Genomic DNA, 25771 nt, shown 5'->3' with positions numbered 1-25771 from the left:
GAAAGGCCGCGGCGTACTGGGTCCCCCGCTTTCGCGGAGGACGACGGCAAGAAGGCTGAGCGGCGTCCCGTCTCACGCCTTCTTTTTCACGTCCTTGATGCTGGAAAAATTAATCCCCTCGGCGCGCTCGCTGACGTAGCCGAGATAGAACTCATTCTTGGCGAGAAACACCGGATCGCCGTCGACGTCGTCGGCGACCCCCGAGCCGTTGGCGGCGATGAAGGCGTCGAGTTTCTTGCGGTCGTCGGACGAAATCCAGCGCGCCAGCTGAAACTCGCTGACCTCGAATTCGACCGGCAACGCATATTCGGCGTCGAGCCGCGCCTTCAGCACGTCGAGCTGCAGCGGACCGACCACGCCGACCAGCGCCGGCGCGCCGTCGCGCGGACGAAACACCTGCACCACGCCCTCCTCCGACATCTGCTGCAGGGCCTCCTTGAGCTTCTTCGCCTTCATCGCATCGGTCAGCCTGACACGGCGGACGATTTCCGGCGCAAACGAGGGCACGCCGACAAAGCTGAGGTCCTCGCCATCGGTCAGCGTGTCGCCGATCCGTAGCGTGCCGTGATTGGGAATGCCGACGACGTCACCGGCAAAGGCCTCGTCCGCCAGCGCACGATCCTGAGCAAAGAAGAATTGCGGACTGGAGAGCGACATGTTCTTGCCAGTGCGCACCAGCTTCGCCTTCATGCCGCGTGTAAGCTTGCCCGAGCACAGCCGCGCGAACGCAATGCGGTCGCGATGGTTCGGATCCATGTTGGCCTGGATCTTGAAAACGAAGGCGCTCATCCGCGGTTCGGCGGCTTCGACCTTGCGCAGGTTGGAGTCCTGCGCGCGCGGCGGCGGCGCGAAACGCCCCAGACCTTCCAACAGATCGCCGACGCCGAAATTGCGCAGCGCGCTGCCGAAATAGACCGGCGTCAAATGGCCCTCGCGAAAGGCTTCGAGTTCGAACGGCTGGCAGGCCTCCGACACCAGCGCCAGTTCATCCTTGATGGCGCCGACGTCGAGATTGGCGTTGCGGCCGGCGAGATCGGCGATGTCGATCTGTTGCGCGGCACCGGTCTTGGCGCCGCCGCCTTCGAGCAGGCGCACGCCGCCGTTGACGACGTCGTAGGTCCCGAGGAAATCGCGGCCGCGGCCGACCGGCCAGGTCATCGGCGTGGTGTCGAGCGCCAGCGTCTTTTCGATTTCATCCAGGAGATCGAAGGTGTCGCGGCTCTCGCGGTCCATCTTGTTGATGAAGGTGATGATCGGAATGTCGCGCAGACGGCAGACCTCGAACAGCTTTCGCGTCCGTGCTTCGATGCCCTTGGCGGCGTCGATCACCATCACCGCAGAGTCGACCGCGGTCAGGGTGCGGTAGGTGTCCTCGGAAAAATCCTCGTGGCCCGGCGTGTCCAGCAAATTGAACACCAGGCCCTCGAACTCGAACGTCATTACCGAGGTGACCACGGAGATGCCGCGCTCGCGCTCGATCTTCATCCAATCGGAACGGGTGTTACGCCGCTCGCCCTTGGCCTTGACCTGGCCGGCGAGATTGATCGCGCCGCCGAACAGCAGCAATTTCTCTGTCAGCGTGGTCTTGCCGGCGTCCGGATGCGAGATGATCGCAAAGGTCCGCCGTCGCGCCACTTCGGCGGCGAAGGGTGCACGGGTCGGTGATTCGGTGGCGATAGCGGGGTCGGACATGGGGCTGAGCGTTTGGCAGGGAAACCCGGTTGGATCAAGGAGGATCGGCACAATCCGATATAGGGATTAGGCGGCCAAACTCCAATCAGCGGTGGCGCAAGAGCGACACCGACCAGTACGCCAACGCCGCGACGGCGGCCGAGGCCGGAATGGTGATCACCCAGGCATAGACGATCGAACTCGCCACGTTCCAGCGCACCGCCGAGACCCGGCGTGCCGCGCCGACGCCGACAATGGCGCCGGTGATGGTATGCGTCGTGGAAACGGGGACGCCGAGCCAGGTCGCGATGAACAGCGTCGCGGCGCCGCCGGTCTCGGCGCAAAACCCCTGCATCGGCGTCAGCTTGGTGATCCGCAAGCCCATGGTGCGAACGATGCGCCAGCCGCCCATCAAGGTGCCCAACGCCATCGACGCCTGGCACGCCAGCACCACCCAGAACGGCACGAAAAAGTGCTCGCCGAGCTCGCCCTGCGAATAAAGCAGCACCGCGATGATGCCCATGGTCTTTTGCGCATCGTTGCCGCCATGACCCAGCGAGTACAGCGAGGCGGACGCGAACTGCAGGATGCGGAAGGCGCGGTCGACCGCGAACGGCGTCGAGCGTACCGAGGCCCAGGACACGATCGCCACCAGGACCAGCGCCAGCAAAAATCCGACCACCGGCGACAGCACGATGGCAAGCAATGTCTTCGACAGGCCGCTCCAGACCGCGGCCGAAACCCCGGCCTTGGCCATTCCGCCGCCGACCAGGCCCCCGATCAAGGCATGCGAACTGCTGGACGGTATCCCCAATCCCCATGTGATCAGGTTCCAGATGATGGCGCCGATCAAGGCAGCGAAGATCACCTGCGCATCGATGATGCTCGGCTCGATGATCCCGGTGCCGATGGTTTGCGCGACGTTGAGCCCGAATACCGCGAAGGCAACGAAATTGAAGAACGCAGCCCACAGCACGGCGTATTGCGGCCGCAGCACCCGGGTCGATACGATGGTCGCGATCGAGTTGGCGGCGTCGTGCAATCCATTGAGGAAGTCGAACAGCAGCGCGACTGCGATTAATCCGACCAGAATCGGAAGACCAAGCGTGGCATCCACTGCGCGGCCCTGCCCTATACCTGTTCGATCACGATACTGTTGATCTCGTTGGCGACGTCATCGAACCGGTCGGCGACTTTCTCGAGGTGGTCGTAGATTTCCGCGCCGACGATGAAATCCATCGTGTTGGCGTTGCGATGTTTGAGGAAAAGCTCCTTCAGGCCGATGTCGTGGAGATCGTCGACCCGGCCTTCCAGTTTGGTCAGTTCTTCGGTGATCGCCGTCAGCATCGCGACATTGTCGCCGATCGATTTCAGCAGCGGCAGCGCACGTCCAACCAGATTGGCGCATTCGACCAGCAGCGTTCCCATTTCCCGCATCGGCGGTTCGAAGGTGCGGACCTCGAACAGCACGACCGCCTTCGCGGTCTGTTGCATCTGGTCGATGGCGTCGTCCATCGCGGTGATCAGGTTCTTGATGTCACCGCGATCGAACGGGGTGATGAACGTGCGGCGGACCGCGGTGAGCACCTCGCGGGTGATATTGTCGGCGTCGTTTTCGAACTGGTTGACGCGCTGGCAGAATAGCGGGGTTTCATCGCCGCCGCGCAGCATGTCCTGTAGCGCCAGCGCGCCCTGCAGCACGGTCTGGGCATGCCGGGCGAACAGGTCGAAAAACCGCTCTTCCCTGGGGAGAAAGGCGCGAAACCAACGCAGCATCTGACATGTCCATTATTGCGGGATTGACCGGCCACCCGCCTGTCACATAATTGTCATAAACTATTTCCCGGGCAAGCGCGCCGCGAGCGGCCGCCGGAACCCGGTCATCCACTGGTTTGTGCGGACGTTCCCCGGACGTTGCGCAGCATGGAATGCTGCGCAGCTGAGCCGGGGCCCATCTGGTGCACGGGAGGAAGGATCGGTCCCGGCTCAGCGGAGCAGCGCGAAGGGCGCTGCACCGCGTCCGGGACACGCGGACTTACAGCGACCGCCGGAAATAATGCGCGATCTCGCCGATCACGCCGCGGCGGAAGGTAAGCACGCAGACCACGAAGATGACGCCCTGGATCACCGTCACCCATTGTCCGAAGCCGGCCAGATATTGCTGCATGGCGATAATGACGAAGGCGCCGACCACCGGGCCGAACACGGTACCGAGGCCACCGACCAGCGTCATCAGCACGATTTCGCCCGACATGCTCCAGTGCACGTCGGTCAGCGATGCGTTCTGCGCAACGAACACCTTGAGCGAGCCGGCCAATCCCGCCAGCGTGCCGGAGAGGATATAGGCCAGCAGCTTGTAGTGGTCGGTCTTGTAGCCGAGCGAAATCGCGCGCGGCTCATTCTCGCGGATCGCTTTCAATACCTCGCCGAACGGCGAATTGATGGTGCGGAAGATCACCAGGAAACCGAACAGGAACCCGGCCACGATGACGTAATAAAGCACCGTCGGCCTGGCGAGATTGAAGATTCCGAACAGGTAGCCCTGCGGGATACCCTGAATGCCGTCTTCGCCATGGGTGAACGGCGTCTGCAGGTAGATGAAATACAGCAGTTGCGACAGAGCCAGCGTGATCATCGCGAAATAGATGCCCTGGCGGCGGATGGCGACGAGGCCGGTGATGACGCCAAGCCCGGCGGCGGCGATGGTGCCGGCCAGAATTCCAAGTTCGGGCGACACCCCCCACACTTTCAGCGCGTGCGCGGAAACGTATCCAGCCGTGCCCAGAAACATCGCATGGCCGAACGACAACAGCCCGCCATAACCGATCAAAAGGTTGAACGCGCAGGCCAGCAGCGCAAAGCACAGCGCCTGCATCACGAAGAACGGGTAGACGCCGGTGAACGGCACGATCAGCAGCAGCGCCGTCATGACGCCGAACGCGATCATCTCGTCGCGAATGGTGCGCGGAGTCACCGGCAGCGTATCGTCGGTCATCGCCGTCATGTCAGCTCGCCCGTCCCGTCAGTCCCGATGGCTTTACCAGCAGCACCAGCACCATCAGGACAAATACCACGGTGTTGGAGGCCTCGGGATAAAAGTATTTGGTCAGTCCCTCGATCACGCCAAGTGCAAAGCCGGTGATGATCGATCCCATGATGGAACCCATGCCGCCGATCACTACCACCGCGAACACCACGATGATCAGATCGGCGCCCATCAGCGGCCGGACCTGGTTGATCGGCGCCGACAACACCCCGGCCAGCGCGGCAAGGCCGACGCCCAGCCCGTAGGTCAGCGTGATCATCCTGGGCACGTTGATGCCGAAAGCACGCACCAGCGTCGGATTTTCGGTGGCGGCGCGCAAATTGGCGCCAAGCCGCGTCCGCTCGATCAGATACCAGGTCAGCAGGCACACGATGAGCGAGAACACCACGACCCAGCCGCGATAGATCGGCAGGAACATGAAGCCGAGATTCATGCCGCCCTTCAATTCATCTGGGATCGCGTAAGGCAGTCCCGAGGAGCCGAAATAATTCTGAAACACGCCCTGGATGATCAGCGCCAGCCCGAATGTCAGCAACAACCCATAGAGATGATCGAGGCCGGAAAGCCATTGCAGCATCGTCCGTTCGAGGATCATGCCGAAAATGCCGACCACGATGGGAGCCACGATCAGCGCCGGCCAGTATCCGATGCCGGCCACGTTCAGCAGAAAATAAGCGCAGAACGCGCCCATCATGTAGAGCGCGCCATGCGCGAAATTGATGATATTGAGCATGCCGAAGATCACGGCAAGCCCAAGACTGAGCAGCGCATAGAACGAGCCGTTGATCAGTCCCACCAGGAGCTGGGCGTAAAGGGCCTGCATGAATCTTTCTCGCGATCAACGTCTCACAGCGAAACGTTCGGCGGCACCATGCCGCCGAACGTCAGGGGTTACTTTTTCAGCAGCGCACAGGTGCTCTTGTCCAGCGGCGTGAAAGCCTGGTCGCCCGGAACCGTGCCGATCAGCTTGTAGAAGTCCCAGGGTCCCTTCGATTCCGACGGCTTCTTCACCTCGAACAGATAGGCCGAGTGGATGGTGCGGCCGTTGGACTCGATCATGCCTTTGCCGAACAGCGTATCGTCGGTCGGGATCGACTTCATCTTGTCCACGACCTTGATGCCGTCGTGCGGATTGCCGCCGAGCGCTTCCAGCGCCTTGAAGTAGTGCAGCAGCCCGGCATAGACGCCGGCCTGAACCATGGTCGGCGGCGCGCCGTTCTTCATCCGGGCCTCGAATTTCTTGGAGAAGGCGCGGGTCTGATCGTTCATGTCCCAGTAGAAGGTCTCGGTGAAGTTCAGCCCTTGCGCGGTTTCGAGACCGATCGCCTTGACGTCGGTCAGGAACAGGAGCAGCGCCGCGAGCTTTTGCCCGCCCTTGACGATGCCGAATTCGGCCGCCTGCTTGATCGAATTGGTGGTGTCGCCGCCGGCATTGGCCAGACCGATGATCTTGGCTTTCGACGACTGCGCCTGCAGCAGGAACGACGAGAAGTCCGAGGTGTTCAGCGGATGCTTGACGCCGCCGAGCACCTTGCCGCCATTGGCTAAAATGACGGCCGTGGTGTCACGTTCGAGCGCGGCGCCGAAGGCATAATCCGCGGTGAGGAAAAACCAGGTATCGCCGCCGGCCTTTACCAGCGCCTGCCCGGTGGAATGGGCGAGCATGTAGGTGTCGTAGGTCCAGTGCACGGTGTTCGGCGAGCACTGCGCGTTGGTGAGATCCGAGGTCGCGGCGCCCGAGTTGATGTAGACGCCGTTCTTTTCCTTGACGACGTTGTTGACGGCAAGCGCGACGCCGGAGTTCGGCACGTCGACGATGACATCGACCTTGTCGACGTCGAACCATTGGCGCGCAATGTTCGCACCGACGTCGGGCTTGTTCTGGTGATCGCCGGAAATGACGTCGATCTTCCAGCCCTTGCCGGTCAGGCCCGAATCTTCGACCGCCATTTGGGCGGCCAGCGTCGAACCCGGGCCGCCCAGGTCGGCGTACAACCCGGATTGATCGGACAGTGCGCCGATCTTGACGGTCTTGTCCTGCGCAACGGCGAAATTCGCCGAGGCGATGCTCAGCGCGGTACCAAGCAACAACGATGCGATAATCCTGTTGGTCATATTGATATCCTTTTTGATTTTCTCATTGTTGTCAGACGCCCAGATAGGTGTGAAGTTTGTCCATATTGGCCGACAGCTCCGCGTTTGCGAAACCGTCGATGATCTTGCCGTGCTCGACGATGTAGTAGCGATCGGCGACGGTGGCGGCGAAGCGGAAATTCTGCTCCACCAGAAGGATGGTAAAACCTTCGTTCTTGAGCCGCGCGATCGTGTGGCCGATCTGCTGGATGATGACCGGCGCAAGCCCCTCGGTCGGCTCGTCCAGCATCAGGAAGCGGGCACCGGTCCGCAGGATTCGGGCGATCGCCAGCATCTGCTGCTCGCCGCCCGACAATTTGGTGCCCTGGCTGTTGAGGCGCTCCTTCAGATTGGGAAACAGCTCGAAGATTTGGTCCAGCGACAGGCCGCCGCTGCGGACGATCGGCGGCAGCAACAGGTTTTCCCGCACGTCGAGGCTTGCGAAAATCCCCCGCTCCTCCGGACAGAAAGCGACGCCGAGGCGGGCGATCTTATCCGATGATGCGCGGATAATATCCTGACCGTTGAAACGGATCGCGCCGGTGCGCTTGCCGATGATCCCCATCACCGATTTCAGCGTGGTCGTCTTGCCGGCGCCGTTGCGCCCCAGCAACGTGACCACTTCGCCGGCCTTCACATTGAAATCGATGCCGTGAAGGATGTGCGATTCGCCGTACCAGGCCTGGAGATTCTGAACCGACAGCACCGGCGTGCCGGCGCCGGCCGTTGGTGTGGACTTGGTCGCTACTGCACCGGTCATCACTGAATCAGGCATGACCTGCCCCCAGATAGGCTTCCTTGACGCGCTCATCTTTGGTGAGGTCGGCATAATTGCCTTCCGCCAGCACGTGACCGCGCGTCAGCACCGTGATGATGTCGGAGAGGTTGGCGACCACACTCAGATTATGTTCGACCATCAGGATGGTGTATTTCGCCGAGATGCGCTTGATCAACGCCGCGATCTTGTCGATGTCTTCATGCCCCATGCCGGCCATCGGCTCGTCGAGCAGCATCATCTCGGGATCTAGCGCCAGCGTGGTTGCAATTTCGAGCGCGCGCTTGCGCCCGTAGGGCATCTCGACCGCCGGCGTCATTGCAAACTCGCTCAGGCCGACATCGTCGAGCAATTCATGCGCGCGGCCGTTGAAGCGGTCGAGCACCGTTTTGGAACGCCAGAAATCGAAGGAATGCCCGTGCTGACGCTGCAGCGCGACCCGGACATTCTCGAGCGCGGTCAGATGCGGAAATACGGCCGAAATCTGAAACGAGCGCACCAGGCCGAGACGCGCTACATCGGCGGGCGCCAGCGCGGTAATGTCCTGTCCCTTGTACAGAATTGTACCCGCTGAAGGCTTCAGGAACTTGGTCAACAGATTAAAGCACGTCGTTTTACCGGCCCCGTTCGGCCCGATCAACGCGTGAATGCTGCCACGGCGGACCCGCAGATCGACACCGCGAACGGCGAAGAATCCCGCAAATTCCTTGGTCAATCCGTGGGTTTCGAGAATGAACTCATCGGCCAATCAAAGTTCCCCCATTAGCCATCGTCGCGAAGTCCCCTCGCGCGTAGCTAATTTTTCCTAATCGGCCGGTGCTCTCAAGACGTCTTGGAAATTCCGTCCCGGACCGGCCGCCTCCGGCCGGAATATGCCGTCAACGGCAGGGTTTGCGCAAGGTGGAAAGCTGGGCAGACGGGCGGCGCGGGCGTCGCCATGGTTTGGCCCATAGTCGAATTGCCCGAGAGCCACATTTGGGCGGGGTTGACGGACGTTTTCAGCGCGACGCCCTGCCGCACCGAAAGCCGCCATTAACGGTGTTTCGATGCAATCAAGCGCTTTCATCAAAAATTTGCCGATCCAGCCGATGGTCTGGCGTTTTGCACTGGTGACGGATTGCAGCCTTGGATTTCGAGAGCGCCAACCCATCGGTCGTTAAATCGATCAAGCAGCGGGATCTGCTGAACACTTGGTTGCGGCTCTACGCCCGCGAGCAGCTGATGCCGCGTATCGAGGAATACCAGCCGACGCGGCTCGCCGATGAACTTGCCGACCTCGTCTATTATACCGTCGATGGCGCACAGCAGCCGCGGCGCCTGATGATCCAGAGCGAGGGCACGCGGATGTCGAGCGCCTACGGCAATACCGGCAAGGGCCGGCATCTCGACGAATATCTCGGGCCCCGGCTCATACCCATCGTGATGCCGGTCTACCATGAATGCCTCAAGCGCGCCCTTCCCGTCTACACCATCGCCAACATCGACGACATCTATGGACGGATCGTTGCCTATGAACGGCTGTTGCTGCCGTTCTCGGAAGGCGGCCAGGTCACGCATGTGATCGCATCGCTGAAGACCATCAGCGAAGACGGCGGCTTGGAGATCAAAAATCTGATGCGAGGCAATGATTCGATGCCGACGCCGAAGCTTCGCGCCGTTATCGACCGCGATCTTTTCCACCGCGCCCCCGGCCGCATTCCGGCCGGCGACGTGATCGAATTCAGTTAGCATTCGAATGGAATTTGCTAGCGCTAATCCCTCGGTGGTCCGGTCCATAAAGCAGCGCGAACTGCTCAATGCGTGGCTGCGCGCGCACAACAAGCGCCGCACCATGCCCGCGATCGACGATTACCAACCCGATCAGATCGCGGACGAGCTGGCGGAAATGATGGGATTCGACGTCGAGGGTGAAGGCGATGGCGCGCGATTCCTGATTACTCAGGAAGGTTCGCGGCTGGCCATGACCTACGGCAACGAGCACATCGATCCGGACAAGCGGACCAACCGCTATCTCGACGATGCGATCGCGCCGGAACTCTACGCGCGGGTGGTTCCCTGCTACCGCGCTTGCCTGGCCCGAAAGCGGCCGATCTATTCGATTTCGACGGTGCAGGACGCGGACGGCAAGGACGTCTCCTATGAGCGGTTGCTGCTGCCGTTCGGAAGCGCCGGTCGCGTCGAGCAGATCGTCGGCTCCTACAAGGCCATCAGCATCGAGGGCGGTTTCAAGCTCTCGAACCTGATGGGAATCCGGCCCAAGGCCGTGCCCGTCATCATCGTCAGGGCGGTGATCGATCGCGATCTCGTCCGCGTCCTGGCCGGCCACCGCGCGTCGGAAGACATTATCGAGTTGAGCTAGACTTTAACGAGCCGACTTGCCGCGCGAACTGCTGCCCGATGCCGCCACTTCCTTCGCATAAATTTCCGGCTTGAAGCCCGCCAGCACTTTGCCGCCGAGATCGAGCACCGGCCGCTTGATCATCGACGGCTGCGCCAGCATCAAGGCCAGCGCCTTGCGCTCATTCAGGCCTTCCTTGTCGGCGTCCGGCAATTTGCGGAACGTGGTGCCGGCGCGATTGAGCAGCGTCTCCCAGCCGAGTTCGTCGCACCATTGCCTGAGTTTGTCTTTCGCGATGCCTTCGGTCTTGTAGTCGTGAAATGCGTAAGCGACGCCGTGGCCGTCGAGCCAGGCGCGCGCCTTCTTCATGGTGTCGCAGTTCTTGATGCCGTAGACGGTGATGGTCATTTCAATTCATTCCACAATGGCGCTGATCGGCGGCTTAATGTAGCGTATTGTGTAAAGTACTGTCGGCTTACTTGCATCCGGGGCGAAGATGGAATTCACAGCGCTTTTCCTGGCCATATCAATCGTCATGCTCGTTGCCTGGCGAGGCTCGCGATCCCTCGCACTCACGCTGTTCGCTGCCACGCTCGCCGGCTCCGTCGCAACCTATCTGCACCACGCAACCGATACGCTGAAGCTGTCGTTCTAAGGCACTTCGATGACCCGCGCGTTCGCCGTGATCCTCAACGCGCTTGGCCTCTACGCGATAGCGTTGGTCCTCGCGGCGGCCTTCGCCGTACAACTCTTGCTGCACGAACTGCCCTGCCCTCTGTGCCTGCTCCAGCGCATCCAGTTCGCGCTGCTGGCTATCGGCCCCATTTTGAATGTCCGCTGGGGGCCACGCCCCAGTCACTATGCTTTGTCGCTGCTGGCGGCCGCCGTCGGCGCGGCCTTTTCGACACGCCAGGTCCTGCTGCATATCGCGCCCGGAGACGCCGGCTACGGCACGGCGCTGTTCGGTTACCATTATTATTCGTGGGCGTTGATCGGCTTTGCCGCGGCCATTTTCCTGCTCGCGGCGGTCCTGCTGTTTGACCGCCAATTCGCGCGGGGCTCCGAAGGGCTGCAGGTTGCGCCCGGCGCCTTCGCTCATACGGCGGTGGCGCTGGTGATCGGCCTGACCGTGTTGAATGTCGTTTCGACCCTGCTGGAATGTGGTTTTGCGGCCTGCGCGGAAGACCCCGTTGTTTACGAACTGCTCAATTCGACGAAATGACATCAGTCCCACGCGATCGTCCCGGCTTGGACCTCAGGTCATAGACGACAGTTAAACTTGCCAGTTTGGACTTGCAAGTTTGGCTGGCGATCTCTATCACGGGCCTATGGACGAAATCCCCCATCCGCCCGTCCCCGTCGAAACCGCTGTCACCGAGCTTTCGCTGGCGATTGGGCAGTTGATGCGCCGGCTGCGCGCGGAGGTGAACCCGGGTGAGCTGACCTGGTCGCAGCTCACGACGCTGGCCCGGCTCGAAAGGGTCGGCGCGATGACGACGGCGGACCTCGCCCGCTCGGAGCACGTGAAGCCGCAATCGATGGGCACCACGTTGGCCGATCTGGAGCAGGAAGGGCTGGTCCAGCGCAGGCCGCATCCGACCGATGGCCGGCAAGTGCTGTTCGAGCTGACCGCCGAGGGTATCGAGGCGAGACGGCAGCGCAATATCGCCAAGCGGGAATGGCTGTTGGCCGCCACGGCGAAGTTGGACCCATCAGAACAGCAATCCCTGATCTCCGCCGCCGCGCTGATCAAGCGCCTGGCCGAGTCATGAACGGCCCACACTTCAAACCACACGCAAGCGAGAACCATGACCGTCACCATCATTGATCCCAAAATCGCTCTGATCGTCATCGACCTGCAAAAAGGCATCGTTTCGCTGCCGACCGTTCACCCGATCGGCGATGTCGTGAAGCACGCCAGCGCGCTCGCCGAAGCATTTCGCCGCCACCGCCTGCCGGTCGTGCTCGTCAATGTGGACGCCGGCCCGCCGGGCCGGACCGAACAGCCACGCCGGATGACAGAGTTTCCCGCCGGGTGGACCGATCTCATTCCCGAACTGAACCGGCAGCCGCAAGACCATCTGGTGACGAAGCGGACGTGGGGAGCCTTCACCGACACCGATCTCGAAACGTACCTGAAGAGCCTCGGTGTCACGCAGGTCGTGATCGCAGGGGTCGCCACCAGCATCGGTGTCGAGTCGACGGCGCGCCACGCCTACGAACTCGGCTTCAACGTCGGGCTGGCGGTCGACGCCTTGACCGACTTGAACCTCGACGCCCACCACAACAGCGTCGCGCACATCTTCCCGAAGTTGGGCGAAACCGGCACCAGCCAGGAGATCATCGATCTTCTCGACAAGAGGAGCCCATGACGATGAACTGGCTGCACGATGCATCCTACTTTTTCGGCGGCGCGTTTCTCGCCAACGCTGTTCCGCATGTTGTCAGCGGCGTAATGGGACGTCCCTTTCAAAGTCCGTTTGCGAAACCGCGCGGCGAGGGTCTGTCGTCTTCGACGGTCAATGTGCTCTGGGGCTTTTTCAACCTGGTCGTGGGTTATGTTCTGATCTGCCGCGTCGGAGACTTCGATCTGCGTTCGACGGAACATGCGGTTGCTGGCGGGCTCGGCGGGCTTCTCATGGCGCTGCTGATGGCGCGGATGTTTGGACGCCTCCACGGCGGCAATTCTCCCGGCGACTCACGGGAGGCCCGGTGAAGCGCACCTTTCGTTCGCTGAATGGCTTCAATTATCGGCTGTGGGCCGCCGGCGCGATCGTGTCCAATGTCGGGACCTGGATGCAGCGCATCGCCCAGGGCTGGCTGGTGCTCACCCAATTGACCCACAACAACGCCACCGCGATGGGCGTGGTGATGGCGCTGCAATTCGGACCGCATCTGTTGTTGCTGCCGTTGACCGGCTATGCGGCCGATCACCTCAATCGGCGAAAGCTGCTGATCGGCACCCAGGCCGCGATGGGCGCCCTTGCCCTTGGCCTCGGCATCCTTACCGTCACCGGGCTCGTGCAGTTGTGGCACGTCTACATGTTCGCGTTTCTGCTCGGCTGCGTCACCGCGTTTGACTCGCCGGCGCGGCACACCTTTGTCGCCGAACTGGTCGGAGAAGCCGACCTGTCGAATGCCGTGGCGCTGAATTCCACATCCTTCAACGCCGCGAGGATGATCGGTCCGGCCATCGCCGGCACCCTGATCGCGTCGGTGGGATCCGGCTGGGTGTTCCTGATCAATGCCGCCTCCTTTGTCGCCGTGCTCGGCTCGCTGGCATTCATCCGCGTCGGCGAACTTCATCCGCAAAGCAGAGCCGTGCGGACGCGCGGCAGCTTCGCTGAAGGTTTCCGCTATGTCTGGAAACGGCCCGACCTCAAGGCCGTTCTCGTCATGCTGTTTTTGATCGGAACGTTTGGGCTCAACTTCCAGATCTTTATTTCGACGATGTCGGTCAAGGTGTTTCATGGCGGAGCCAGCCAATACGGCTTCCTGACCTCGATCATGGCGATCGGAACGGTCGTCGGCGCGCTGCTCGCCGCCGGCCGCGAAAAACCGCGCTTCGCGCTGCTCGTGGCCGGCGGCGCGATCTTCGGACTCGGGTGCGCGCTGGCCGCGGTGGCGCCGAATAGCTCGCTGTTCGGCATCGCGCTCGTCATCATCGGCGTCTCGGCTTTGACGTTTACCAACTCGACCAACAGCCTGATGCAACTGTCCACCGATCAGGCGATGCGCGGGCGCGTGATGGCGATCCGTCTGGCGATCGCGCTGGGCTGCACGCCAATCGGCGCGCCGATCGTCGGCTGGGTGGCCGACCGGTTCGGCCCGCCGTGGGCGCTTGGCGTCGGCGCCGCCGGCGGATTTGCCGCCGCCATCGTCGGCATCCACTATCTCGTGAAGTACCGTCACCTCAGCCTGCGCCTCGACGGCGCGCGCCTGCACTTCAACATCGATGACGGCGAGCCCGTGACCGGTTCGCGTCGACCCAGCCATCCCGCCGGCGAGCAGCAGGCGACGTGAATCCCTGGCTTGCGTCCTCGGCTCTCATTTGCCCCGGGCGTGCTGATCGAAGGCGCTGAGGACCGCGAGCGTCATGGCCTCGATGCCGGTTTCGATGGTCGGCTTCGGCACCGGCGCGAACAGCGGCGAATGGTTGGACGGCAATTGCGGACCGGTTCCATTGCTTGCCGCGGCAACACGTTCCGGCTCGTAGACGCCGATGTTGAAAAACATCGACGGCACGCCGGCGTTGACGAATTCGGAGAAATCCTCGCTGGGGGTACCCGGCGGCGAAGTCTTGAACTTGTCGCCGAAGGCCACCTTCATCACCTTGGCCGCGGTTTCGACCACGGCGGGATCGTTCATGACGGCCTTGGCGCCCTCGGTGATCCTGATGTCCGGTGCCGGCGCATCCGACATGGCGGCCGCCGCCTTCGCCGTCCGCTCGATCCCGGCCAGCATTTTGGCACGCACCTCCGGCTTGAAGGTGCGGATGGTTCCGAAAATCTGGACGTCGTCGGGAATGATGTTCTCGGCGGTGCCGCCATGGATCGCGCCGATGCTCACGACACCGAATTCGGTCGGGTCCTTTTCGCGGCTGATCACGCTTTGCACATCGACGATGAAGCGCGCGGCCATCATCACGGGATCGATGGTGCGCTGCGGCGCCGCGCCGTGACCGCCGCGGCCGTGGAACGTAATCTGGAGGCTGTCGGAATTGGACGAGCCGATGCCCTCGCGATAGGTGATGGTGCCATAAGCGCCGGGGCCGTCATGCAGCGCAAAAGCAAAGTCGGGTTTGCGAAATCGCGTGAACAGGCCGTCGGCAAGCATGGCCTTGGCGCCCGACACCGTCTCTTCGGCGGGCTGGGCGATGAACATCAGCGTGCCCTGCCACTGGTCCTTCAGGCCGACCAGCGTCTTCGCGGTTCCGACCCAGCTCGCCATGTGAATGTCGTGGCCACAGCTGTGGTCGACAAAGGTCTCCCGCCCGTTCCAGGTGGTCTTGTCGTGGCTGGCATAGGAAAGGCCGGTCTTCTCTTCCATCGGCAGCGCGTCGAGTTCGGTGCGCACCATGATGGTGGGACCATCGCCATTTTTGTAGATGGCGACCAGACCGGTCTTGCCGACTTTCTCGGTGACCTCGAAACCGAGCGCGCGCATTTCAGCGGCGAGCTTCGCCGCGGTTTTCACCTCCTGAAAGGCAATTTCCGGATGCGCGTGGATATCCTTGTAGAGCGCGTCGAGTTTTGGATAGTCGGCTTCGACCGACTTCCCGATGGCGGCCTTCAGCCTGATAACGTCGATCTCCGCGTGGGCCGGTAAAAGGCTCGCCGCGGACAGCGCCGCGGACGCGAGCAGGGATTTGGTAAACCGGTGCATCGCAAAACGCTCCTTGATCGCCCGGATGAGGATTTCTGGTCGACGTGAGCGGCCGCGGGCCGGGCAGCTCGGACGACAGATGGAGGGGTGGCTAACCGGACTTGCCGTCGTCGAGAGTCACGATTACGGCGGCATTGGCGATGATGATGGCATCGCCGCCCTGCTCCGCAGGAATTTCGAGCCCGCCTTTGACCGCGGTGACGGTCACCGTTCCGTAAGGCAGCTCCTTGGCGACCGCTGCGGTATCGACCGAGCCGGGGTCCGGCACGCCGATGGTGACATCGACGAACATGTCGTTGGCGGTCTTGCCCACCATCCGAAAAAATCCGACGCTGGAGTGGCGGATGGCGTCCGAAACCGCGCGCCTGGCGGCCTTAGTAGAGTCGCGGCCGTGAACGTCGACGCCCATGCCCATTTCGGTGATACAGCGCACGCGTGCCATCGGGTTTTTTGCTTTCGTTAGGGTGCGAGAAAGTAATTCATCTTTCGCTATTTTCGTCGCGGCGGTCAAGGCTGGCGCTGCTCCCACCCGATCGTCCCCGGCGGCTTCCACGTGACGTCATAGACCATGCGGTTGACGCGCACCAACGTCGAACTCAGCCCAACAGCTTCATGAAGTTGCGTTTGCGCCCGTGGCGCACCTTGAGTTCCAGCACATAGGTGGCCTGTTCGGTCCTGCCGCGCAACGTCGCCATCCGCGCGACCAGTTTCGCAGCTTCCGCGTATGCCGACGCGCTGCCAGCCATGGCGAACTGTTCGACACGTTCGGTATACACTTCGACCGCCTCGCGCGGATACGTCGATTCGCTGGCCTTGGCGAGCTCATCCTTCAAGCCCGCTGACGCCCCGTGCCTGCCCACGGCCGCCCAGGCTGCGTCGAACATTTTCTCATGCAACCAGATGCGGATGAGAAGCTGACCGTGGTCATGCCAACCCGTTCGCTCCCGCCGCCCCTGCCTGGCTTCCAGTAACTTCACGGCACGCTCGCGCGCAGCATCACCGCCGAATTTGCGAAGCCACTTGTAGAGTTCGAGGGTTGGCGCCTTTTCGAAAGCCCGCTGCAGATGCGCCTCCGCGTCCGCCTTTCGGCCAGCCCCGGACAGGAGTTCGACGACGAACAACACGAGCCGCTCGTCCGGGCGCGCGTCCTCGAATATCCAAAGGCCCTCCTCGGCACGGCGAAGAGCCTCTTCCTCGCGGCCCTGGGAACGGCAAAACTCGGCGAGTTGCAGATAGCTCCACTGCGAGGACAGATCTTTGGCCCGCAGGGCGATCCTTGTGTCGACCTCGCCGGCCCGCTCGGCGAAGAAATCGAGAATGCGCATCAGCCGATGCTGATTGCCGAACGACTCGTCCTCATCCTCCTCATCGCTCTGCTCCCGGCCACCGATGGCTGACAATTTCTCCCATTTCTCCGTGGCGAGGCGGCGGTATTCGGCGAGCCCGATGTCGCCGAGGATGTCCGCGTAAAGCGCGACGGCGCCGTCGAAGGTGTCATAGGCTTCCGCCATCTCGCGGGCGAAAAGATCGCGGGCAAGCCGTACCGGATCGGGCCGCACTTCGCGAGCGGCGGCGAGATGGATGTCGCGCGCGCGGCCCAACAGCGCCCCGCAATGGCCGTCGGAATCGTCGATCTCCTCGATCGCCTGTTCGATGCTGTCGATCGCGTACTCGGCAAGCTCGAGCGCGACGCCGGCGCGAGCACCCGGCGTCAGGGCGGCAATGGTGTCCAGTACGCTATCGACCTGGGTTGCCCAACCCGGTGCCTGACGATAGTCAACGAAGTTTCTCGTGCGCGTCGCGCCGTCGATCATCTTGCTCAGTCGCGCCCTCAGTGTCTTGTCATCCGCGTGGATCAATTCCGCAGCCGCATCGAGTTTGCGAAGCAGCGCTAGATCCTGCTCCGCCAGATCCAGCACCATCTCGACCAGGGCATCGACACCTTTTTGCTTCAGGTGATCGCGGATGCGGGTGAGCGCACTGGGGCCATCGGCATCGTCGGCACCGAGATCGTTGGCCGCCAGCGCGGTGGCCACGAGGTGCTTGCAGAAGCCAAAATCCTCCCACGCACGACAGGAACACTCGCCGTCAAAATCCTTGCCGGATCCCGTGAGTTCCGCACGGTAGTCCTCCGTACCTGCGACCTGCGCCAGCACGCGCCCTGGCTTGACGAGAACAATCTCGACCTGGCCGTCGCGGTAATAGGCTTCGCCGCGCGCGAACACTTTCGCGCCGGCAAGCTTGCGCAAAACGTCAACGTCGAAACGAGGTCGGCTATCGGCTTTCATGGGTTCGGCTGCAGCAGCGGTTCGGTGCCGATCAGGTGCCCGGCGCGCTTTTCATTTCCATTCAATCGTCCCGGCGGCTTTGACGTCAAGGCCATAAACCAAACGATCAACACTCTTGGTCGTGCGATTTTCAAACAGCCGCACGCGTGCGCGTTCGATCCCGCGACGCGAGGCGCCCGAGCTATGCATGAACTTTGTCCCTCCTGAAAACAGAGGGCGCAGGGAAAGCCGGGTGTCCGATGCACCCATGGGTCCCGTGCAAAGAGAGCACGGGGGTAGGACCACAGGTCACCGGTTTCATCCGGCCTTCCCTGCACAATGGTTTTACGGCTTATTTCGCGCTCTCCCCGGTGATCGGCTTGTTTGCCACCGTCGCCTTGCGGATAGTGGCGCGTTGCAACCCGGTTGGGCGCAAAACGTCTCCGCAAAACTTGACGCCAGCGTCGAGGCGTCAGGACCACACGACTTCGCCGTCCGCGTCAGCATCGTTCGTCTGCACGCTGTTAATTGCTCACGATCCCCGAAGGGATCGCCCTGCAACCACGCTGCGTGCCGACACTGCTGCGGCCACCGCATCCCGCCCCGCGTTCGTGACGATCGCGAGCCGCCCCTCTGTTGGGACGGGACGGCGAATGAGATAGGCTGATTTGCGTTTTCTGAAAATCCGAATATTTTTTCAAATAGGGCTGGACAGGCTTTTTTGATTTGCCCGACAGGCAGTTTGCAAATGAAGGTCCATGGCCGTCCTCGACCATTTATCTCCGTCCGGAAGCCCCTGATATCGACTCCGTCGCCGCACCACCGTGTGGACCGGCGTACTCGTGACACAAGATCCAAACAGACATCAGCAGGATTCATGTAAATAACCGGTACCGACGCTTCCGACCTCCCACGGTTGTTGTTACCGTTGCCGTTCCATGAGCAGGGTAGGAAAGAAAGGAACGGCGATGCCAGCAGAAATTAACATCTATAATCCCGAGGAACTTGGCCCTCCCATGGGGCAGTACACCCATGTGACGCGCGTCAGGGCGAACGAATTCCTGTTTGTTGCGGGAATGCTGTCGGGCGACGCCGCAGGCAATGTCATCGGCGAGGGCGAATTCGACGTTCAGACGGCGCAGGTCTTTCGCAATATCGAGGCGGCACTGAAATCGGCGGGAGCATCCTGGGCCAACGTTGTTCAGTTCACGACATACCTTGTCCATTCGCAGGACATCCCAAAGTTCATGGAATTTCGGTTGCGCGAATTCCCAAAGATGTTTCCGGACGGCAAGTATCCGCCGAACACCCTTCTCATGGTCGACCGGCTGGTCAAGGAAGCTTTCCTGGTCGAGGTGCAAACGATCGCCGCGGTCTGATCAAGAGGCCGCCCCCGCCTGGCGAGTTCGTGCCCGTAGCCACTTGCCAGGATTTGCCCCTGATTGCATTCTTCTGCCGTTACTCGCCCCGCTATTGCAGATCTCAACAGTAAACGCCGGGAAGCATAATAGGGCGCGCGCCTGCTTGCATGCCGGCGCTTACCTGCTAAGCTGCAAATGGGGATCTCGCAGCCTCCCCTTCAAATGGCATTCCCATTCAAGCGCTGCTCGCCCAAATTATGGAGCGAGCATATGGATGGGTTAAATCTGGAAATCCCGCTTTTTCTTTTCGCCACGTTCGCCGGCGCCTTCGTCGCCGGGCTTTCAGGTTTTGCCTTCGGGCTGGTTGCCGCGTCCCTCTGGCTCTATTTCCTTTCCCCTCTGCAGACCGCAACGCTGATCGTGGCCTTCGGCCTGATCGTGCAGGGTTACTCGGTCTGGAAGCTCCGGAACTCGCTGGACGGGCGAAAGCTTTGGCCGTTTCTCCTGGGTGCGACCATCGGCGTTCCCGTCGGCGTCACGCTTCTGACCTGGGCCGACCCGCACAAGGTTCGCGTCGGCGTCGGTGTTCTTCTGATCGTCTATAGCGTTTACGCGCTTTTGCGGCCGGCGCTAAAGCCGACCGCGGGCGGAGCCGTGGCCGACGCGGGCGTCGGATTCCTGAATGGGGTTCTCGGCGGACTGACCGGGCTTGCTGGAATCCTGGTCACGATATGGTCGGGCCTGCGCGGCTGGCCCAAAGATGTGCAACGCGCCGTATTCCAACCGGTCGCCGTTTTCATTTTTGCATTAAGCGCGCTGTGGCTCGGCGCAAAAGGAACCGTGACGCCCGAAACGGTCAAATTGTTTGTGATCGGCCTTCCCTTCCTCCTCGCGGGAAGCTGGCTCGGACTGAAGCTTTTCGGAAGATTGAACGAAGCGGCATTTCGAAAGCTGGTGCTTGCGTTGCTGTTCGCCTCGGGTTTGGCTTTGAGTTTCTAGCGGGTTTGAGATCGCGGCAGTTGCTTGGTCTCCCTTCTCTAGCGGCAGGTGAAAAACGAAAGGCTCAACATGACCCCAAGCAAGCTGGCGCTACTCTGGCCCCGGGACACCCCGAAATGGCATGCGCTTACGCCACAAGACTATCGACTTCATCGCGTTTTCGAAGCGATGGCCGCGCTCGGCATCCAAGCGGAGCCCGCGATCTATGCCGATGATGTGGCCGATCAAGTGCGCGAGCAGCTTCTCCGCTGCAGCGGTGTCCTCGTCTGGGTCGATCCTCTTTTTGCCGGACAGAACCGGGTTGTGCTCGATGCGCTGTTGCGGGACGTGGCGTCGAAAGGCGTGTGGGTCAGTGCCCATCCCGACGTGATCCTCAAGATGGGCGTGAAGGAAGTCCTTTATCGCACCCGGCATCTCGGCTGGGGCACCGACACCCATCTGTATCGCAACGCTGCAGCATTCCGCGAAGAGTTTCCGCAGCGCCTGCGAGTGGCGGGTGCGCGGGTCCTGAAACAGAACCGAGGCAACGGCGGCGAAGGCGTGTGGAAAGTCGAGCTCGCATCCGAACCCGCGCGAGGCGGCGAAACCGTTCGGGTGCTGCATGCGCCCCGTGGCAGCGTACCTCAGGATATACAGCTCGGCGATTTCATGACCCGGTGCGAAACGTATTTCGCGAACGACGGCTGCATCGTCGATCAGCCATTCCAGGCCCGGCTGCCCGACGGCATGATCCGTTGCTACATGGGCGCGGACAAGGTCGTCGGCTTCGGACACCAGCTCATCAAGGCGCTGATGCCGCCGCCTCCCGAAGGTCCGTACTCGGAAGCGGCACAGCCCGGCCCGCGCATCATGCATCCGGCTTCGGCGCGGGCGTTTCAGGCGCTGAGGACAAAGATGGAGTCCGAGTGGACGCCTCATATGATGCAACTGCTGGGCATCGACACCGACTCTCTGCCGATCATCTGGGACGCCGACTTTCTTTATGGACCACGCGACGCAGCGGGCCAGGATACTTACGTGCTTTGCGAGATCAATGTCAGTTCCGTGTTTCCCTTTCCGGAACAGGCGCCCTTGGAAATCGCGCGCCTGGCAATGACTCGGCTGCAATCGAAAGACGGGGCGCGACGATTAAGTTGACGAGGCAGCCAGAAAGATCGCCCAATTCGTGAGGCCGAGGAACAGGTCGAGCCGGACGTCGCGCGTTGCCAAAGGAGATATGGAGGAACATTAATCAGTGTCGGGCCGTTGACGCCCGCGACACCACCCCCGCGCTTTGCGGCGTCGCGCCAGCGACGCGGACCGCATCGCCGGTCGTCAATGTTTCCGGCGGGTTATCGATGATCCGGTCGGACGGCGACAAGCCTGCAAGGACTTCCACGCTGTCGCCGAGATCGCGGCCCAGTTGCACTCTCTTGAATACGACCTTGTTATTCCCGTCGATCGTTGCGACCTGCGTGCCCTGATTGCCGGTGACGAGGGCGGTGGACGGAATCTTCACGAGATTGGCGTCGGTCGGAATTTCAAAGTGCACAATGCAGTAGCTACCGCCGAAAAATTTTCCGTCTGCATTGTCGGCCTGCAGCTCGACCTGCATGCTGTGCGAAGCTTGATTGATCGCCTTGGATATGTGCGAGAGCGTGGCGTCGAATTGCACGCCCGGATACTGCGGCATCCCGAACTTGGCTTTCATTCCCACCGTTAGCGCGGCTGAGAACGATTGCGGGACCTGCACGTAAAGTCGGATACGATGCAGGTCTGACACTTCGAACAACGGCTGACCTGAGCCTCCCGAGTTGATCAGCATGCCAAGCTCTACGTTTCGGGCGGTCACGACGCCATCAAAGGGCGCGGCAAGCGTCTTGAACGACTGCATGGCCTCGAGCTGCCGGACATTGGCTTCATTGGCGTCGACGACGGCTTCTTTCGCCTTTTCGTCGGCGGTGGTCTGATCGGCAAGCTGCTGGGCAACGATCTGCTTTTGCAGCAGGATGTTGTTGCGGCTTGCGGTGAGGGACGCAATCTGATGATTGGCCCTCACGCTTGCCAGCGTTGCCTTGGCCTGACCAAGCTGCTGATCGAGGTCGGGGGCGTCGATGGTGGCGAGCACCTCGCCGGACTTAACCTGCGAGCCGATGTCGTGGTCCCAGCTCTTAAGGTAACCGTTCACCCGCGCGAAGATCTCCGCCCGGTTGAAGGGCTGGATATTTCCCGGCAGCGTCAATGTTTGAGTCGGGCTCTGCGGAATCGATTGAGCCAGCGCAACGGTTGGAACACTTGCCGCCGCGGTCCAGTCCTCCACTTCCTGCTTGCTCTGGGCGCGGTTGACGAAGCCATAGCCGACCACCACGGCGGCAAGCAGAACCGCGGCTGTAGCCGCCGTCAGGAGGCTTCGCCGGCTTGGAGCTTTGACGTCTTCCGAGGACATTTGTTCTCCGATCAATGCGACGGCGAAGGCGGGGCGTCCGCCCGATCTGCGTTGGCATGCTGGCGGCCGTGCACCAGGCTGAAAATCGTGGGCACCAGAAACAGCGTGGCGCAGGTAGCAAAGATCAGCCCGCCGATCACCGCACGCCCCAGGGGCGTATTCTGTCCGGCTTCGGTCGCCATCGGCAGCATGCCGATGACCATCGCGAGCGCGGTCATCAGCACCGGGCGAAACCGCGCTGCGCCCGCCTCGAACGCAGCCGCCATACCATTCGCTCCGGCCGCCATCCGCTCGCGGGCAAAACTGGTCACCAGGATGCTGTTGGCGGTCGCCACCCCCATGCACATGATCGCGCCGGTAAGCGCGGGGACCGAAAGCGTTGTCCCGGTCCCGAACAAAGCCCAGACGACACCGGCCAATGCAGTCGGCAGCGCCATGATGATAACGAAGGGATCGACCCAGGACTGAAAGTTGACGACGATCAACAGGTAGATGAGAACGATCGCTGCGGCGAGACCAATGAAGAGCTGCTGGTAGGCGCTGGTCATCGTACTCACTTGACCTCGCAATGCGACGCTCGCTCCCTTGGGCATATCTTTTGCGGTGTCGTGAATGACCTTTTGAATGTCCGATGCGAGCGCTCCGAGATCGCGCCCCTGCGGCGTCGCGAAAATGTCGATCACGGGTTGGACGTTGTAGTGGGACACGACGGCGTTGCTGTTGGTCCGCTGGACCTGCGCCAGGCCGCCGAGAAGTTGGGGAGCGGCAGCGGCGGATGTCACCGGAATGTTTTCCAGGCCGGTCATGGAGTTGATATTACGCTGGGGGGTCTGAACCGAGACCGCGTAGGACACGCCGTTGGCAGGGTTCAGCCAGTAGGTCGGAGCAGACTGCGAGCTTCCCGACAGCGTCGTCAGCATGGCGGTGGCTACGTCCTTCTCGCTAAGGCCCGCGAGCGAGGTGAGCGAGCGGTCGACATTGACGTCAAGGGTCGGCTGCTGAAACGCCTGCTGGATCCGCGCATCGGCGATGCCTGGAATCTCCCTGACCTTCGCCAGCACGGAATTTGCGTACTTCCGATCTGCGGCAAGGTCCTTACCGGCAACCTGCAGGTCGATCGGCGCCGGCGCTCCGAAGTTCAGGACCTGGCTGACGATATCCGCCGGGAGGAAGGCGAAGTTCGTGCCGGGAAACTGCTGGGGCAGTTTCTCCCGCATGGTCTTGATGTAGCCGTCGGTCGGCGCGTGATTGGGCTTCAGACTGATCAGGATGTCGGCGTCTCCCACGCCGATGGTGCCGGAGTTATTGTAGGCCATATTGATGCCGCTGACGGAGAGCCCAATATTGCTCACCATGCCGTCGAGTTCGCCGGGCGGAATGATGCCTTTAATGGCCGTGCTGATCCGGTCGGTCAGGCTGGTCGTTTCTTCGATCCGCGTTCCGGTCGGCGCGCGAAGGTGAAGCTTGATCTGCCCACCATCCACCGTCGGAAAAAAGTCCTGGCCGAGATAAGGCGCGAGGCCGAACGACAGGAGGCTGAAGCACAGAAATCCGGCGATTACCTTGACCCGGTTCCGCAGACAGAGTTGCAGCAAGCCCAGATAGTGTTTCCTGACGTTCTCGAAATGGCGCTCGAAACTCCGCTGGAAGCGTGCAAGCGGATTGCGGCTGGCTTTCGCCTGCCCGGTGTCATCCGGCGAGCCGTGTACGCGTTGACTGCGCAAGAGATAGTTTGCCAGCGTCGGCACCAGTGTCTGCGAAAGGACATAGGAAGCGGCAAGCGCGAGCGTGACCGCCTCGGCGAGCGGCCGAAAAAGGTAACCGGCGACACCACCGAGCCCGAACATCGGCACAAATGCGATGCAAATGCAGAGCAGCGACACCGTCGCCGGCGCAACGATTTCCATCGCGCCATCGAGAATGGCAGGCTCGATCTGCTTGCCCCGCTCGAGATGCGAATTGATGTTTTCGATGGTTACGGTCGCGTCGTCGACCAGAATTCCGACGGCCAGCGCCAGACCACCAAGCGTCATGACATTGATCGTTTCGCCCAGCAGGGACAGGCCCATGAGCGCCGCCAATATCGCCAACGGAATTGATACTGTAATGATGAGCGTCGAGCGCCAGCTTCCAAGGAACAGCAGGATCATCGTCCCGGTCAGCGCCGCCGCGATCACGCCTTCCCTGATGACGCTTGATACCGCATCGGTCACGAAAACGGATTGATCGCCAGCCGCCGTCAGCTTCAGGCTGTCGGGAAGTGTCTGCGACACCGAAGGCAGCAGGCGCTTGACGCCGTTGATGATATCCAAAGTCGAGCTCGCGCCCGCCTTCATGATGGTCAGCAGCACGGCGCTGGCGCCGTTAACGCGAACGACATTGGTCTGCGGCGGACTGCCGTCATGCACGTAAGCGACATCACGCATATAGATGACGGTGCCGTTGACTGTCTTGATCGGGAGATCGTTGAAAGCTTCCACCGCTTTCGGCGAGTCGTTGAGGTTGACGGTGTATTCGTAAGGGCCGATCTTCTGGGTGCCGACCGGCGTGATGAGGTTCTGCAACGAAAGCGCATTGATGACGTCGTTCGCGGAAACCCCGTACTGATGTAAAGCCTGCTGATTGAGATCGGCCTGGACCTGCCGCACCTTGCCGCCGTAGGGAAGCGGAAGCGAGGCTCCCGGGACGGGAGCGAGAGCCGGGCGAATGAAGTTCAGCGCCGAGTCGAAAACCTGGGTTTCGGACATTTTATCGCTCGAAAGAGCCAGCTGAAAAATTGGGACGCTCGACGCATTAAAGCTCAGGATCAGCGGCGGTGTGATGCCGGGCGGCATCTGCTTCAGCACCGTCTGCGACATGCCGTTGACCTGCGCCAACGCGGCATTGATGTTCACCGTCGGCTGAAAGAAGATCTTGATAATCCCGTAGTTTACGATCGACTGGGATTCGATATGCTCGATGTCGTTGACGGCATTGGGCAGCGATCGCTCGTAGAAGGTGACGATGCGGCCGGCCATGTCATCGGCAGGCAGGCCCGTGTAGCTGAACACCACGCTGATGACGGGGATGTTGATGTTGGGGAAGATGTCGGTGGGCGTGCGCAGCGCCGACGCCGTGCCGAAGATCAGGATCAGCACCGCCATGACAACGAACGTATAGGGACGCCGCAAGGCGAGCCGGACGATTCCGATCATAACGTTCTCCGATGCTGCCGATCAGTCATCGGCTTCGCCGTCGACCCCTCCGGCACCTTCAGCGCCCCCAAGCTGCTGGTTTGCAGTCCGCGCGGCGCGACCTTTCGAACCGACAATCCGGAATCTACGGTTGAGTTTCGCATTCGTAAAATGCATTATCTTCATTTGCAGATGCGC

The 25771-nt window shown here is 61.6% G+C and carries 26 protein-coding genes; 11 read left to right on the top strand and 15 right to left on the bottom strand.

What is annotated here, in order from left to right:
- Positions 1 to 72 precede the first annotated feature (72 nt).
- The 8 genes from B5527_RS15555 to B5527_RS15520 form a co-directional block, all read right to left on the bottom strand.
- Entirely contained in the window at positions 73 to 1692 is a 1620-nt protein-coding gene (locus B5527_RS15555) for a peptide chain release factor 3 (RefSeq protein ID WP_079602265.1), read from the bottom strand.
- 85 nt (positions 1693 to 1777) lie between these two features.
- Positions 1778 to 2788 carry an inorganic phosphate transporter gene (locus B5527_RS15550; RefSeq protein ID WP_079602263.1) on the bottom strand — a complete coding sequence of 337 codons (1011 nt, stop codon included), beginning with the start codon at positions 2786 to 2788 and terminating at the stop codon, positions 1778 to 1780.
- Between the two features lie 14 nt (positions 2789 to 2802).
- Positions 2803 to 3447: a DUF47 domain-containing protein gene (locus B5527_RS15545; protein ID WP_079602262.1), complete on the bottom strand. Its 645-nt coding sequence runs from the start codon at positions 3445 to 3447 to the stop codon at positions 2803 to 2805.
- A gap of 259 nt (positions 3448 to 3706) precedes the next feature.
- Entirely contained in the window at positions 3707 to 4675 is a 969-nt protein-coding gene (locus B5527_RS15540) for a branched-chain amino acid ABC transporter permease (protein ID WP_079602260.1), read from the bottom strand.
- A 1-nt stretch (position 4676) separates the two neighbouring features.
- A complete protein-coding gene (locus B5527_RS15535; RefSeq protein ID WP_079602259.1) occupies positions 4677 to 5540 on the bottom strand; it encodes a branched-chain amino acid ABC transporter permease in 864 nt (287 codons plus the stop codon).
- 68 nt (positions 5541 to 5608) lie between these two features.
- Positions 5609 to 6832 carry an ABC transporter substrate-binding protein gene (locus tag B5527_RS15530; RefSeq protein ID WP_079602257.1) on the bottom strand — a complete coding sequence of 408 codons (1224 nt, stop codon included), beginning with the start codon at positions 6830 to 6832 and terminating at the stop codon, positions 5609 to 5611.
- Between the two features lie 31 nt (positions 6833 to 6863).
- Positions 6864 to 7610: an ABC transporter ATP-binding protein gene (locus tag B5527_RS15525; RefSeq protein WP_425305099.1), complete on the bottom strand. Its 747-nt coding sequence runs from the start codon at positions 7608 to 7610 to the stop codon at positions 6864 to 6866.
- Positions 7611 to 7617: 7 nt separating this feature from the next.
- Positions 7618 to 8373 carry an ABC transporter ATP-binding protein gene (locus B5527_RS15520; RefSeq protein WP_079602254.1) on the bottom strand — a complete coding sequence of 252 codons (756 nt, stop codon included), beginning with the start codon at positions 8371 to 8373 and terminating at the stop codon, positions 7618 to 7620.
- A 377-nt stretch (positions 8374 to 8750) separates the two neighbouring features.
- Here B5527_RS15520 and B5527_RS15515 point away from each other — a divergent pair, with 377 nt between their 5' ends.
- Both B5527_RS15515 and B5527_RS15510 read left to right on the top strand, forming a co-directional pair.
- A complete protein-coding gene (locus B5527_RS15515) occupies positions 8751 to 9353 on the top strand; it encodes a PAS domain-containing protein (RefSeq protein WP_079602252.1) in 603 nt (200 codons plus the stop codon).
- 34 nt (positions 9354 to 9387) lie between these two features.
- On the top strand, positions 9388 to 9984 hold the full coding sequence (locus B5527_RS15510) for a TPM domain-containing protein (protein ID WP_245332614.1): 597 nt from the start codon (positions 9388 to 9390) through the stop codon (positions 9982 to 9984).
- 3 nt (positions 9985 to 9987) lie between these two features.
- Here B5527_RS15510 and B5527_RS15505 read toward each other — a convergent pair whose 3' ends face one another.
- Positions 9988 to 10371, bottom strand: coding sequence for an ArsC family reductase (locus B5527_RS15505; RefSeq protein WP_079602249.1), 384 nt, complete (start codon positions 10369 to 10371; stop codon positions 9988 to 9990).
- 88 nt (positions 10372 to 10459) lie between these two features.
- Between B5527_RS15505 and B5527_RS45325 the strand changes: the two genes are divergently transcribed.
- From B5527_RS45325 to B5527_RS15480, 6 genes are all read left to right on the top strand, one after another.
- Positions 10460 to 10618, top strand: a complete 159-nt coding sequence (locus B5527_RS45325) for a DUF5993 family protein (protein ID WP_172842566.1) — start codon at positions 10460 to 10462, stop codon at positions 10616 to 10618.
- A gap of 27 nt (positions 10619 to 10645) precedes the next feature.
- Positions 10646 to 11185 (top strand): disulfide bond formation protein B, encoded by a 540-nt coding sequence (locus B5527_RS15500; RefSeq protein WP_245332613.1) that lies wholly within the window; start codon positions 10646 to 10648, stop codon positions 11183 to 11185.
- Between the two features lie 79 nt (positions 11186 to 11264).
- Positions 11265 to 11735 (top strand): MarR family winged helix-turn-helix transcriptional regulator, encoded by a 471-nt coding sequence (locus B5527_RS15495; RefSeq protein WP_197689305.1) that lies wholly within the window; start codon positions 11265 to 11267, stop codon positions 11733 to 11735.
- 36 nt (positions 11736 to 11771) lie between these two features.
- Entirely contained in the window at positions 11772 to 12335 is a 564-nt protein-coding gene (locus B5527_RS15490; protein ID WP_079602243.1) for an isochorismatase family protein, read from the top strand.
- Positions 12336 to 12337: 2 nt separating this feature from the next.
- Positions 12338 to 12679, top strand: a complete 342-nt coding sequence (locus tag B5527_RS15485; protein WP_079602241.1) for a hypothetical protein — start codon at positions 12338 to 12340, stop codon at positions 12677 to 12679.
- Positions 12676 to 13986: an MFS transporter gene (locus tag B5527_RS15480; RefSeq protein WP_154072268.1), complete on the top strand. Its 1311-nt coding sequence runs from the start codon at positions 12676 to 12678 to the stop codon at positions 13984 to 13986. The genes B5527_RS15485 and B5527_RS15480 overlap by 4 nt, the downstream gene beginning before the upstream one ends.
- Positions 13987 to 14010: 24 nt before the next feature.
- Here B5527_RS15480 and B5527_RS15475 read toward each other — a convergent pair whose 3' ends face one another.
- The 4 genes from B5527_RS15475 to B5527_RS47605 form a co-directional block, all read right to left on the bottom strand.
- A complete protein-coding gene (locus B5527_RS15475; protein ID WP_079602240.1) occupies positions 14011 to 15348 on the bottom strand; it encodes an amidohydrolase in 1338 nt (445 codons plus the stop codon).
- A 91-nt stretch (positions 15349 to 15439) separates the two neighbouring features.
- Positions 15440 to 15790 carry a Lin0512 family protein gene (locus B5527_RS15470; protein ID WP_079602238.1) on the bottom strand — a complete coding sequence of 117 codons (351 nt, stop codon included), beginning with the start codon at positions 15788 to 15790 and terminating at the stop codon, positions 15440 to 15442.
- A 154-nt stretch (positions 15791 to 15944) separates the two neighbouring features.
- Complete coding sequence (locus B5527_RS15465) at positions 15945 to 17636, bottom strand: SWIM zinc finger family protein (RefSeq protein ID WP_425305073.1); 1692 nt, start codon at positions 17634 to 17636, stop codon at positions 15945 to 15947.
- A gap of 51 nt (positions 17637 to 17687) precedes the next feature.
- Positions 17688 to 17825, bottom strand: coding sequence for a hypothetical protein (locus B5527_RS47605; RefSeq protein ID WP_154072267.1), 138 nt, complete (start codon positions 17823 to 17825; stop codon positions 17688 to 17690).
- 758 nt (positions 17826 to 18583) lie between these two features.
- Between B5527_RS47605 and B5527_RS15460 the strand changes: the two genes are divergently transcribed.
- The 3 genes from B5527_RS15460 to B5527_RS15450 all read left to right on the top strand — a co-directional run bounded on the left by B5527_RS15460 (position 18584) and on the right by B5527_RS15450 (position 21112).
- On the top strand, positions 18584 to 18994 hold the full coding sequence (locus B5527_RS15460; protein ID WP_079602236.1) for a RidA family protein: 411 nt from the start codon (positions 18584 to 18586) through the stop codon (positions 18992 to 18994).
- Between the two features lie 252 nt (positions 18995 to 19246).
- Entirely contained in the window at positions 19247 to 19975 is a 729-nt protein-coding gene (locus B5527_RS15455) for a sulfite exporter TauE/SafE family protein (protein ID WP_079607298.1), read from the top strand.
- Between the two features lie 69 nt (positions 19976 to 20044).
- The gene (locus B5527_RS15450) at positions 20045 to 21112 is read left to right on the top strand and encodes a Cj0069 family protein (RefSeq protein WP_079607297.1); all 1068 of its coding nucleotides are present in this window, start codon (positions 20045 to 20047) and stop codon (positions 21110 to 21112) included.
- A gap of 94 nt (positions 21113 to 21206) precedes the next feature.
- On the opposite strand, the gene B5527_RS15445 is transcribed toward B5527_RS15450, so the two are convergent.
- Complete coding sequence (locus tag B5527_RS15445) at positions 21207 to 22400, bottom strand: efflux RND transporter periplasmic adaptor subunit (RefSeq protein WP_079602234.1); 1194 nt, start codon at positions 22398 to 22400, stop codon at positions 21207 to 21209.
- Positions 22401 to 22411: 11 nt separating this feature from the next.
- Positions 22412 to 25594, bottom strand: coding sequence for an efflux RND transporter permease subunit (locus B5527_RS15440; protein WP_079602232.1), 3183 nt, complete (start codon positions 25592 to 25594; stop codon positions 22412 to 22414).
- Positions 25595 to 25771 lie beyond the last annotated feature (177 nt).

It is taken from the genome of Bradyrhizobium erythrophlei (genome assembly GCF_900129425.1).
Lineage (GTDB): Bacteria > Pseudomonadota > Alphaproteobacteria > Rhizobiales > Xanthobacteraceae > Bradyrhizobium > Bradyrhizobium erythrophlei_C.
The sequence above is the reverse complement of the archived record's forward strand: the minus strand, read 5'-3'. Positions and strand labels throughout refer to the sequence as shown.

What these genes read in the sequence shown, in the direction of transcription:
- B5527_RS15555 (WP_079602265.1), bottom strand. Translation starts at nt 1,692, where the DNA reads ATGTCCGACCCCGCTATCGCCACCGAATCACCGACCCGTGCACCCTTC.
- B5527_RS15545 (WP_079602262.1), bottom strand. Translation starts at nt 3,447, where the DNA reads ATGCTGCGTTGGTTTCGCGCCTTTCTCCCCAGGGAAGAGCGGTTTTTC.
- B5527_RS15540 (WP_079602260.1), bottom strand. Translation starts at nt 4,675, where the DNA reads ATGACGGCGATGACCGACGATACGCTGCCGGTGACTCCGCGCACCATT.
- B5527_RS15535 (WP_079602259.1), bottom strand. Translation starts at nt 5,540, where the DNA reads ATGCAGGCCCTTTACGCCCAGCTCCTGGTGGGACTGATCAACGGCTCG.
- B5527_RS15530 (WP_079602257.1), bottom strand. Translation starts at nt 6,832, where the DNA reads ATGACCAACAGGATTATCGCATCGTTGTTGCTTGGTACCGCGCTGAGC.
- B5527_RS15525 (WP_425305099.1), bottom strand. Translation starts at nt 7,610, where the DNA reads ATGACCGGTGCAGTAGCGACCAAGTCCACACCAACGGCCGGCGCCGGC.
- B5527_RS15505 (WP_079602249.1), bottom strand. Translation starts at nt 10,371, where the DNA reads ATGACCATCACCGTCTACGGCATCAAGAACTGCGACACCATGAAGAAG.
- B5527_RS45325 (WP_172842566.1), top strand. Translation starts at nt 10,460, where the DNA reads ATGGAATTCACAGCGCTTTTCCTGGCCATATCAATCGTCATGCTCGTT.
- B5527_RS15490 (WP_079602243.1), top strand. Translation starts at nt 11,772, where the DNA reads ATGACCGTCACCATCATTGATCCCAAAATCGCTCTGATCGTCATCGAC.
- B5527_RS15485 (WP_079602241.1), top strand. Translation starts at nt 12,338, where the DNA reads ATGAACTGGCTGCACGATGCATCCTACTTTTTCGGCGGCGCGTTTCTC.
- B5527_RS15475 (WP_079602240.1), bottom strand. Translation starts at nt 15,348, where the DNA reads ATGCACCGGTTTACCAAATCCCTGCTCGCGTCCGCGGCGCTGTCCGCG.
- B5527_RS15470 (WP_079602238.1), bottom strand. Translation starts at nt 15,790, where the DNA reads ATGGCACGCGTGCGCTGTATCACCGAAATGGGCATGGGCGTCGACGTT.
- B5527_RS15465 (WP_425305073.1), bottom strand. Translation starts at nt 17,636, where the DNA reads ATGAAAGCCGATAGCCGACCTCGTTTCGACGTTGACGTTTTGCGCAAG.
- B5527_RS47605 (WP_154072267.1), bottom strand. Translation starts at nt 17,825, where the DNA reads ATGCATAGCTCGGGCGCCTCGCGTCGCGGGATCGAACGCGCACGCGTG.
- B5527_RS15460 (WP_079602236.1), top strand. Translation starts at nt 18,584, where the DNA reads ATGCCAGCAGAAATTAACATCTATAATCCCGAGGAACTTGGCCCTCCC.
- B5527_RS15455 (WP_079607298.1), top strand. Translation starts at nt 19,247, where the DNA reads ATGGATGGGTTAAATCTGGAAATCCCGCTTTTTCTTTTCGCCACGTTC.
- B5527_RS15450 (WP_079607297.1), top strand. Translation starts at nt 20,045, where the DNA reads ATGACCCCAAGCAAGCTGGCGCTACTCTGGCCCCGGGACACCCCGAAA.
- B5527_RS15445 (WP_079602234.1), bottom strand. Translation starts at nt 22,400, where the DNA reads ATGTCCTCGGAAGACGTCAAAGCTCCAAGCCGGCGAAGCCTCCTGACG.
- B5527_RS15440 (WP_079602232.1), bottom strand. Translation starts at nt 25,594, where the DNA reads ATGATCGGAATCGTCCGGCTCGCCTTGCGGCGTCCCTATACGTTCGTT.